At 66.1% G+C, this 8,195-nt stretch carries 11 protein-coding genes; 7 read left to right on the forward strand and 4 right to left on the reverse strand.

The window, feature by feature from the left end; genetic code table 11:
- Window positions 1-152: 152 nt before the first annotated feature.
- Window positions 153-1,403 (reverse strand): sodium-dependent transporter, encoded by a 1,251-nt coding sequence (locus BG35_RS10235; protein ID WP_236619773.1) that lies wholly within the window; start codon window positions 1,401-1,403, stop codon window positions 153-155.
- Window positions 1,404-1,429: 26 nt separating this feature from the next.
- Here BG35_RS10235 and BG35_RS0104260 point away from each other — a divergent pair, with 26 nt between their 5' ends.
- From BG35_RS0104260 to petL, 3 genes are read left to right on the forward strand one after another with little or no spacing between them, the layout of a single operon-like run.
- Window positions 1,430-2,605 (forward strand): GNAT family N-acetyltransferase, encoded by a 1,176-nt coding sequence (locus BG35_RS0104260; protein WP_025781846.1) that lies wholly within the window; start codon window positions 1,430-1,432, stop codon window positions 2,603-2,605.
- A 28-nt stretch (window positions 2,606-2,633) separates the two neighbouring features.
- Window positions 2,634-3,017: a DUF4346 domain-containing protein gene (locus BG35_RS0104265; protein ID WP_025781847.1), complete on the forward strand. Its 384-nt coding sequence runs from the start codon at window positions 2,634-2,636 to the stop codon at window positions 3,015-3,017.
- Window positions 3,018-3,071: 54 nt separating this feature from the next.
- Window positions 3,072-3,164, forward strand: a complete 93-nt coding sequence (gene petL / locus BG35_RS0104270) for a cytochrome b6-f complex subunit PetL (protein ID WP_025781849.1) — start codon at window positions 3,072-3,074, stop codon at window positions 3,162-3,164.
- 2 nt (window positions 3,165-3,166) lie between these two features.
- Here petL and chrA read toward each other — a convergent pair whose 3' ends face one another.
- Window positions 3,167-4,357: a chromate efflux transporter gene (chrA, locus tag BG35_RS0104275; protein WP_025781850.1), complete on the reverse strand. Its 1,191-nt coding sequence runs from the start codon at window positions 4,355-4,357 to the stop codon at window positions 3,167-3,169.
- Window positions 4,358-4,378: 21 nt separating this feature from the next.
- A complete protein-coding gene (gene rimO / locus BG35_RS0104280) occupies window positions 4,379-5,758 on the reverse strand; it encodes a 30S ribosomal protein S12 methylthiotransferase RimO (protein ID WP_025781851.1) in 1,380 nt (459 codons plus the stop codon).
- A gap of 78 nt (window positions 5,759-5,836) precedes the next feature.
- On the opposite strand from rimO, the gene BG35_RS10240 reads away from it, so the two are divergent.
- Window positions 5,837-6,544, forward strand: a complete 708-nt coding sequence (locus BG35_RS10240; RefSeq protein ID WP_269087819.1) for a BtpA/SgcQ family protein — start codon at window positions 5,837-5,839, stop codon at window positions 6,542-6,544.
- A complete protein-coding gene (locus BG35_RS13795; RefSeq protein ID WP_269087820.1) occupies window positions 6,478-6,636 on the forward strand; it encodes a BtpA/SgcQ family protein in 159 nt (52 codons plus the stop codon). The genes BG35_RS10240 and BG35_RS13795 overlap by 67 nt, the downstream gene beginning before the upstream one ends.
- On the opposite strand, the gene BG35_RS0104290 is transcribed toward BG35_RS13795, so the two are convergent.
- Window positions 6,627-6,890 carry a hypothetical protein gene (locus BG35_RS0104290; RefSeq protein ID WP_025781852.1) on the reverse strand — a complete coding sequence of 88 codons (264 nt, stop codon included), beginning with the start codon at window positions 6,888-6,890 and terminating at the stop codon, window positions 6,627-6,629. The two genes, BG35_RS13795 and BG35_RS0104290, sit on opposite strands and share 10 nt — an antisense overlap.
- Window positions 6,891-7,202: 312 nt before the next feature.
- On the opposite strand from BG35_RS0104290, the gene BG35_RS10245 reads away from it, so the two are divergent.
- Together BG35_RS10245 and BG35_RS13610 are read left to right on the forward strand one after the other, a co-directional pair.
- Window positions 7,203-7,964 carry a vitamin K epoxide reductase family protein gene (locus BG35_RS10245; protein WP_236619774.1) on the forward strand — a complete coding sequence of 254 codons (762 nt, stop codon included), beginning with the start codon at window positions 7,203-7,205 and terminating at the stop codon, window positions 7,962-7,964.
- Window positions 7,965-8,011: 47 nt separating this feature from the next.
- Window positions 8,012-8,195, forward strand: a 184-nt coding sequence (locus BG35_RS13610) for a hypothetical protein (RefSeq protein WP_236619775.1), incomplete at its 3' end; no start/stop codon positions are given.

Raw genomic sequence — 8,195 nt, forward strand, 5'->3', positions numbered from 1 at the left:
AAGCAATCACATCCCAAGAAGAGAGATTCCCGGCTGAATCATCTCTACGCAGGACAGGGCAAGAACGCCCCCAAGCAGTAGAGGCGCCAGCCAGCGCAGGCTCAGCAGCACCCCCCGCAGCAGGGGGGGCGGAAGCTGGGACAGTTCCTCCGTCAATTGCCGGGGCGCCCCCAGCCCATCAGCAGGCTGAGCAACAACCCACTGGCCATCAACACCACCCCGCCAAACAGGTCATGGCTGGCCATCAGCAGATCCGTACGCAGTAGAGCGGGCAGTCCCAGAAGAGCCGCCACCGCCGCGGTGCTCCAGGCGGTCCTTGCTCGCCCCCAGCCCAGGCGGTCCATCGCCACAGCGACGGGCACCTCCAGCAGGGCGACGGCCGAGGTGATGGCGGCAAGGCTGGCCAGAAAGAAGAACGCCGCCATCAGGAGCGGACCGGCGCCGCCCAGGGAGGCAAAGCCCAGGGGGATGGCCACGAAGAGGGTTCCCACGGCGCCGGCGGCGCCCTGCTGCCCCGCCACGCCGGCGCTCATCAAGGGGACGACGATGAGCACCGCCATGAGTCCGACGCCCGTGTCCAGGGCCGTGACGATGGCCGCCTGCCGGGGCAGCGGCTCACGCCGCCCGAGATGAGACCCATAGGCCACCATGGCGCCGGCGCCCAGCCCCAGGGAGAAGAAGGCCTGGCTGAAGGCTTGCCGCAGGATCCGGGAATCCAGCCAGTCGGACCAGCGCCATTGCAGCAGCGCCTCTTCATACCTTGCCGGGGCGTCCGCAAGGGAGGCGGACCAGATCACCAACCCCGTGAGCAGCACCAACAGGGCCGGCATGGACCAGCGGCTCAGCCGCTCAATCCCCTGTTGCACCCCTGTGGCCACCACGGCGGCGGTCAGCGCCAACACCAGCCCGTAGGCCACGGCCTCGCCCCATCCCTGGCTCAGCTTGAGAAAGAAGGCGTCGGCGCCGGCCTGGTCCGTGGGGAGTCGGCCCTGGAGCACCGCCAGCAAGGCCCGCGCCACCCAGCCGGTAATGACGGCGTAATACCCGAGGATCACGGTGCTGACCAGGGGAAAGAGCCAACCCAGCGGCCGCCAGGCGCCGCCGCCCACCGCCACGGTGGCCAGCAGCGGTGAGCGTCGTGTATGACGCCCCAGCGCCAGTTCCGCCAACAACAGCGGGAAGCCCAGCGCCACAACGGCCACCAGGTACATCACAAGAAAGGCCATGCCCCCACCCAGGGCGACCCGATAGGTGAGCCCCCAGAGATTGCCCAGACCAACGGCGCTGCCCGCTGCCGCCAGCACAAAACCCAGGGAGGATCCCCAGCCCTGCCGGGCGCTGGCTGACGGGGCGGAGTTGGTGTCCTCAAGACCGGCCATCCCCAATCCATGCAGGAGCGTCACAATGTACACACGACGGAACAGGCTTCATGGGGGCGGATTTACAGGCCCGCTGGCATCGATCCATTGCCGAGATTCCACAACCCGCATGGCAGGCCCTGGTGGCGCCCCACGATCTGCCCCACTTTTCCTGGGACTGGCTCCATTGCCTGGAGATCTCCGGCGCCATCGCGCCCCGCCATGGCTGGCAGAGTTGCCACCTGAGCCTCTGGCGGCGCCAGGAGTTGATTGCGGTGGCGCCCCTCTATCTCAAGGCCCACAGCTACGGGGAGTTTGTCTTTGACCAGGCGTTTGCCCAGGTGGCGGCGCAACTGGGGCTGGAGTACTACCCCAAGCTGTTGGGCATGAGTCCCCTCACCCCTGCCCTGGGGTATCGCTTCTTCACGGCGCCCGGCGAAGACCAGCAAGCCATGACCCGACGCATGCTCAAGCTGGTGGACGATCTGTGCCGGCGCAACGGCATTCTCAGCGCCAACTTTCTCTATGCCGCGGCGGATTGGGCGGCGCTGGCCCAACAGGCCGGTTGCGCCACTTGGCTTCAACTGCGCAGTGAATGGCGGCGGGCCGGCGAAGCCGATTTCACGGATTACTTGGCCCGCTTTACCGCCAATCAACGGCGCAACATCAAGCGGGAGCGCAACGCCGTCGCCCGGGCGGGCATCAGTCTCACGCCCATGGCGGGAGAGGAGATTCCCCCAGGCATGTTGCAGCGGATGCACGGCTTCTACAGCGCCCACTGCGCCCGCTGGGGTCCCTGGGGCAGCAAATACCTGACGGAAGACTTTTTCCAACTGGCGGAACAACGGCTCCGGCGTCACCTGGTGCTGTTCAGCGCCCACGAGGGGGATCCCTTGATGCCGGTGGCCATGAGCCTCTGTCTACGCAACGGTCGCCAATTGTGGGGTCGTTACTGGGGTAGTGACGTGGAGGTGAACGGTCTCCACTTTGAGACCTGCTATTACACCCCGATCACCTGGGCTATTGCCCAGGGAATCCAGCAATTTGATCCCGGCGCGGGGGGGAGTCACAAACAGCGGCGGGGCTTTCAAGGGGAACCGTTTGCCTGCCTGCACCGTTGGTTTGATCCCACGCTGGATCAACTGTTGCGGGCCTGGCTCCCGGAAAGCAATCGCCGCTTGGGAGAACAAATCAACAGCTTGAATGCCCGGATGCCGTTACACTTTATTCCTGACCGGCCTTCCTGATGGACCGCCCTGGGTGTAGAATTACCCCATGGCCATGACTCCCCAGCAGCGGCGGCGCCATGATGATCGTCTCTCCCGCCGCGCAATTGCCCTTGACCCTTCCGGCTACTTTCTGATCTTTCTGGATCGGGATGCTGGCGACATTGTTGCTGAACACTACAGCAACATCATTAACGATCAGGGTCTTGCCGCGGATCCGGAGACGGGGGAGGTGTTGGCCTGTCGTGACGGGGACCCCCGTCAGCCTGTGGCCACCTACCGGGGGTGTTCCGCCAAAGAAGTGGGCATTCGCTTGGTGGAAGAGGCGGATCCGTGTCCCGTGAGCCGCCTGGACCATGCCCTGTATCTGGGCCGTGAGTTGCAGCGGGCCGAGGCCTGTCTTGAGAGCGGCCGTGATTACGTCCAGGATTGAATGGGTTGGGACAGCATCCCCTAGAGTGGGGCCTGAATTTTCCGTGGGCACAACGTGGGCGTTGCGTTCTATCTGATCTTCGTGGCCGGCGGCCTGGCCGGCGCCGTGGTGATGTTCAAACTGCTGCGGGGCATCAAGCTGATCTGATCTCAGAGCGCACCCTGCAGAAGCGACGCCGCCAGGCCCAGTCCCAGCCCCAGCAGCACCAGTTGGGATGGCTTGAGCCAGCGGTTCAGCATGAGGGCGGCGCAGAACAGCGCCAGCAAGGCCGGGCTGATGAATAGCTCTTCCCCCTGCAGACTGGTGCGGGTGAGGGGAACGGCGGCGGCGGCCACGGCGCCGGGAACACCCGCCAGTACACCGGCCAGAAAGCGCTGAACCCCCGGCCTACGGCGAATGCGCTGCAGCAGCGGTGTGCCCACCAGAACGAACAGGACGCTGGGCAGGAAGACGGCTGCCGTGGCCACCAGCGCCCCCGCCATGGCTGTTGTGGGGCCGCCACCTGCAGCCCAACCCACCTGATAGCCCACAAACGCGCTGGTGAGCGCCACCGGCCCCGGAGACACCTGGCCAATGGCCACCCCCTCCAGAAATTGGGGCCCGCTGAGCCAGCCCATCCCCACCACCTGATCCTGCAGCAGGGGGATAATCACCAACCCGCCGCCAAACACCAGCAACCCCGCCTGGAGAAACACCCCCGCCAACGGCGCCAGCCAGAACCATGGCGCCTGCGCCCACCCCAGCGCCGCCCCCCATGGGGCCAGGCCAGGCAAAAACAAGAGGGTTCCACCCATGGCGGTTCGCCAACGGTTGGCAACTCCCGCCGCCAGCAGCAGCAACCCGGCAGGCAACACCAGGGGGCTGAACTGGTGGAGGAGACCCCCAAGGGCCACGGAAACGGCCATGGTCCGCTGCCATGGCTGCCGCTGTTGCCGCAGCAACTTGCCCACAAAAGCCCAGATCACGGCCGCCACAACGGGTTTGACCACCACCAGCACCGTGGTCAAGCCGGCCATAGTCTGCCCCTGCCGCCACAACTCGCTGAGCAGCAGCACAATCACCAGCCCGGGAAGCAAAAAACAGAATCCGCTCACCAATCCCCTCAGGGCGCCGCGACAATGCAACCCCAGCGCCATGGCCAGTTGGCTGGAGGCGGGGCCGGGCAGGGCCTCGCACAGGGCCAATCCCTCGGCAAAAGCCTGGCGGCTCACCCACTGGCGTTGCTGCACCACCTGATCCCCCATCATGGCCATGTGGGCCTGGGGGCCGCCAAAGCCCAGCAGCCCGATGCGCAGGAACACCTGGATCAATTCAGACCAGGAGGGACGGTTCACGGTCATGGGCGCCGGGCCAGCTTGCCCTCAAGGGCCGCCATGATCCACCGTGACGGCTTCCAGGTCGTAGAGATGGGCGGCGGTGATGCGGGCCTGCACCAGGCTGCCCACCCGGGCCGGCCCCTGCAGATGGACCACCCCGTCCACCTCCGGCGCAAAGCGGCTGCAACGGCCACGCTTTTCCCCGGTGGCGGCATCTTCCTCCTCCACCAACACGGGCGCAACGCGCCCCACCCAGGCCTGATTCCGTTGCTGGGCAATGGGTTGCTGAAGCTGCATGAGCCGGTCCCGGCGCGCCTCGGCCACGGCCTGGGGCACGGGATTGGGCAGGCTTGCGGCAGGGGCGCCCTCCTCCGGGGAGAAGGCGAACACCCCCACGTGGTCAAACCGTTGCTGCTGGACAAAATCCTCCAGGTGGGCGAAGTGGGCTTCCGTTTCCCCGGGGAATCCCACGATGAGGGTGGTGCGGATGGCGGCATCCGGTAATTGCCGGCGCAGACGATCCAGCAGCGCCCCGTTCACGTCCGCTTGCCAGGGGCGATTCATGGCCTTGAGAATCTCCGGGTGGCTGTGTTGCAAGGGCAGATCCAGGTAGGGCAGCACGTTTGGGGTCTCCCGGAACGCCGCCAGCACCTGGGGCGTCAGACCGGTGGGATAGGCGTAGTGGACCCGGATCCAGGGAATCGCCACGGCGCCCAGCATCCGCAACAACTCCGCCAGCATGGGCTTGCCGTAGCGGTCACGGCCGTAGTTGGTGGTGATCTGGCTGATGAGGATCAACTCCTGCACCCCCTGTTCCGCCAACTGCTGCGCCTCGGCCCGGATGGATTCCATGGAGCGGGAGCGCTGGTTGCCCCGCAGGTGGGGAATGATGCAAAAGGCGCAGCGGTAGTCGCAGCCCTCCGCCACCTTCAAATAGGCCACGGCATTGGCGGTGGTGCGCTTGCGGGGCACGTGCTCATCCGCCAGAAAGGTGGGCACAGCGCTCACCTGCTGGACCCGTTCCCCCGCCACAACCCGCTCCAGCACGGAGACGATGTGTTGATAATCGCCACTGCCCACCACGGCCCGAGCTTCCGGCAGGGCCTCCAGCAGTTCCGCCTGGAAGTGTTGAGCCAGACAACCGGCAATGATCAACTGCTTCCCCTCCTCCGCCAGCCGCACCAGGGTGCTCACCGACTCCTGCCGCGCCTCCTGGATGAAGCTGCAGGTGTTCACCACCACCAGGTCGGCGGCGGTCTCGTCGCTGCTCACCCCGTAGCCGGCCGCATCCAGCAGCCCCAGCATGTGTTCGCTGTCCACCCGGTTTTTCTCGCAGCCCAGATGGGCAAAGGCCACTGTGGGACGCCGGCCCCGGGATCGGCTCGTGGCGGCGGGGGCAAGGGGGAGGGGATGGGAAGTGGGCAAGGGGCTGGCAGAGTGGTGTTGCCATCATGATCCCTCACCCCGGTCGGCGCTTTAGCGATGGATCCCCATCACCCACCCATGGACCGCTGGCGCCAGCTTTTCGGGGAGCAGCGGCCGTTGATCGGCGTGATCCACCTGCCCCCGTTGCCGGGGTCCCCGGGCTGGGGAGGGGACATGGACGCGGTGGAAGCCTGGGCCCTGGCGGATGCCCAGGCCTATGCCAGTGGCGGCGCCACTGCGGTGCTGGTGGAAAACTTTGGCGACCACCCCTTTTTCCCCCACCAGACGCCACCGGAGACCGTTGCCGCCATGGGGCGCATTGCCACCGCCGTGGTGCGGGCAGTTCCCCTGCCGGTGGGCATCAACGTGCTGCGCAACGACGGCGCTGCCGCCATGGCTGTGGCGGTGGCCAGCGGGGCCCGGTTTATCCGGGTGAACGTTCTGAGCGGGGCCATGGTGACGGACCAGGGGCTGATCCAGGGGTGCGCTGCCCGGCTTCTGCGGCAGCGACGTCTGCTGGCTGCCGACCATGTGGCTGTGCTGGCGGACGTGCTGGTGAAGCACGCCTTGCCCCTGACCCCCTTGCCGGCGTCCATGGCGGTGCAGGACACCCTGGAGCGGGGCGGCGCGGATGGGGTGATCGTGTCAGGAGATAGCACCGGAACTCCAGCGGAGCCGGAGATCCTGCTCAAGCCCGCCATGCCGCCAGGGGAGCCCCTGTGCTCATCGGCAGCGGCTTTGGGCCAGCCACCGCAGACCACCTGGGTCCCCTGTGTGACGGGGTGATCGTGGCCTCGGCGCTGAAGCGGGACGGCCAACCGGGCAATCCGGTGGATCCCCAGCGGGTTGCCCGGTTGCGGAGCCGGTTTCACCCTTGAGATCGCGCTTGAGCTTTCAAATAACGGACTGCGGGAACAGCCAACGCGGCACAGCCCAACCCGGCCAGCCACAGGGCTGAATTGGCAAACGGGCGAGTCGATTGGCCGGATGCGGTCTCCCCATGGGTATGGGGAATGATGTGGGGGTGGGCAGAGGCCTCGGGGGACCAACTGCCGAAGGCCAGGATGCTGCAGCTAACGCCAGCGAACAGCAGGGCTGCCTGTTGGCAACGGGTGGGTGATTGCTTGGTCATCAAGGTGCGGGGCTGGGGAAAAGCGACCTGACCGCCATTGTGCCATTCACCTGTCCCTCTTGGCGCTAAGATGGATGGAACGCGCAGTGCTTGCATGGGCAGTTCACATCTGATCCGGCGCAACCGCAACGAGGAGTCCATCGACCGGTGGCCCCGTCTGGCGATGGCTGTTCTGGCTTCAATCGGGGCGGTTGACACAGGCCTCATCACCCTCAAGCGCTGGCAGATTGTGCCGGAACTGGCCTGCCCCGTCACGGGGGACGGGTGCGCCACGTACTCAACAGCCCCTGGGCCACTGTTCTGGGACAACCCTTGGCCCTGTTCGGCTTTCTGGCCTATGGCGCGGTGCTGGCGTTGGCGGTGGCGCCCCTGTTGGCCCCCAAGCAAAGCCGCTGGCAACTCAACCGCGCCACCTGGCCGTTGCTCATGCCCCTGTGCCTGGCCATGGCTGTGTTCAGCCTCAGCCTGGTGGTGTTGATGGTGGCGGTGATTCAGGCCTTCTGCTTCTTCTGCCTGCTCTCGGCCATCCTCTCGGTGCTGTTGTTTTTGCTCGCCATGTTGGGCCACAGTTGGGACGACGTGGGCGCCCAGGTGTTTCGGGCGTTGATTATTACCCTGGTGGCGGCGGTGGCCTCCTTTGCCTGGATCCAGGCCAGTCACCCTGATCGCCAAGTGGCCAACCGCGACGGCCGCCATCCACCCGCCATCACCACCCCCAGTAACGAGGCCCAGGTTGCCCTGGCCCGGCACCTCAACGCCACCGGCGCCGTTGTCTACACCGCCTACTGGTGCCCCGCCTGCCGCGTGCAGAAGGAGTTGTTCGGCAGACAGGCCGCCAAGGAACTGGCCATCGTGGAGTGTGCCCGGGACGGCTACAACGCCCAGCCCCAGCTTTGCCAGGAGAAGAACATTGAGTCCTATCCCACGTGGGAAGTGGATGGGGCGTTGCTCACGGCGGGGATCAAGAATCCGGAGGAACTGGCGGATGCTTCCGGCTACACTGGGGAGCGGCTGTTCCCCACCCTGCCCTCCGAGCCCTATTCATCTTCATCCAGCGGTTCCCCTCGGTCCTGACCACCTGAGGGGGTTACCCTGTAGTCCACAGGTTCCGGTGCAGTGCAGTGACATCCGGTACGCCAGCAACCAAATCCCAGGTCCCGCCCCCGCCCACAGCAGGTGTTTCCGCAGTTGAGCGGTGGCGGCAGTGGGGGGAACCTGCGGTTGCCAGTCCCATCATCACCGCCCTGGTGATTTCCCTGGTCAGCATTGGCGCAGTGGCTTTCCAAGCCTTGAAAGCCGATATCA

Source organism: Candidatus Synechococcus spongiarum SH4, from assembly GCF_000586015.1.
In the GTDB taxonomy this organism is placed as follows: domain Bacteria; phylum Cyanobacteriota; class Cyanobacteriia; order PCC-6307; family Cyanobiaceae; genus Synechococcus_B; species Synechococcus_B spongiarum_F.

Excerpts from the sequence above, each read along its gene's own strand:
- BG35_RS0104260 (WP_025781846.1), top strand. The coding sequence starts at position 1,430 with ATGGGGGCGGATTTACAGGCCCGCTGGCATCGATCCATTGCCGAGATT.
- BG35_RS0104265 (WP_025781847.1), top strand. The coding sequence starts at position 2,634 with ATGGCCATGACTCCCCAGCAGCGGCGGCGCCATGATGATCGTCTCTCC.
- chrA (WP_025781850.1), bottom strand. The coding sequence starts at position 4,357 with ATGACCGTGAACCGTCCCTCCTGGTCTGAATTGATCCAGGTGTTCCTG.
- BG35_RS10240 (WP_269087819.1), top strand. The coding sequence starts at position 5,837 with ATGGACCGCTGGCGCCAGCTTTTCGGGGAGCAGCGGCCGTTGATCGGC.
- BG35_RS0104290 (WP_025781852.1), bottom strand. The coding sequence starts at position 6,890 with ATGACCAAGCAATCACCCACCCGTTGCCAACAGGCAGCCCTGCTGTTC.